The organism is Micromonospora sp. CPCC 205554 (genome assembly GCF_036902745.1).
Taxonomy (GTDB): domain Bacteria; phylum Actinomycetota; class Actinomycetes; order Mycobacteriales; family Micromonosporaceae; genus Micromonospora; species Micromonospora tulbaghiae.
The window spans coordinates 1-656 of record NZ_JBAKHP010000073.1 but is presented as its reverse complement, the minus strand read 5'-3'; the positions used below and the strand labels follow the sequence as shown (position 1 = coordinate 656).

The 656-nt window shown below is 67.5% G+C and carries 1 pseudogene; it reads right to left on the bottom strand.

What is annotated here, in order from left to right:
• Positions 1–311 (bottom strand): annotated as a pseudogene (locus V6U82_RS31520) (hypothetical protein); the annotation flags it as partial.
• Positions 312–656 lie beyond the last annotated feature (345 nt).

The following is a 656-nucleotide window of genomic DNA, read 5'->3' as shown; positions in this document are numbered from 1 at the left end:
TTGCCGTCCTTGCCCCACTCGCCGCGGTCGCGGCCTTCCTGGCCACGGTCCTTGCCGTCCTTGTCGTACCCGTCCCGGCCGTACTCGCCCTTGTCGCCGTGGTCGCCGTCGCTGAGCTGCTGCGTGGTCGACCACTTGACGTCGGCGAGCCGGTGCGGGCCGGTGGCCCCGGTGGTCGCGTAGGCCACACCGGCGAGGCTGACCGCTCCGGTCAGGCCCACGACGCCGGTGGCGAGCCACATCCGGCGACGCCGGAGCGGGGAGATGGTCTTGCTGGTGGCGTCATCGTTATTGCGAAGGTAGTTGGACATCGGAGCTCTCTGCCCTCTCCTTGTACCTGACAAGGTCGCTTCGCCCTGGCGAGGCGGCCTTCGCTACAAATCGGTTGTAGCTGCTGAAGATGACCGTATGAGAACCTTCTTCGCCTCGTGGTCATACACGAAAAAAACCCGCATAAGGGTGCGGGTGGGATGGGCGGGCGCAGTGCGGTCCGGACGCCCCGGCGGGGGACACCACGGCCAGTAGGGCCCTCCGGGGCGGGAGCCCTCCTCGCGCCGTGGCGCGGGGAGGGCTCCCCGGTTATGTGGTGGTTCGGTCAGTTGAAGCAGTCCTCGACGGTGTTGGCGCAGTTGGTGGGGTCGTTGTTGCTGATGAGG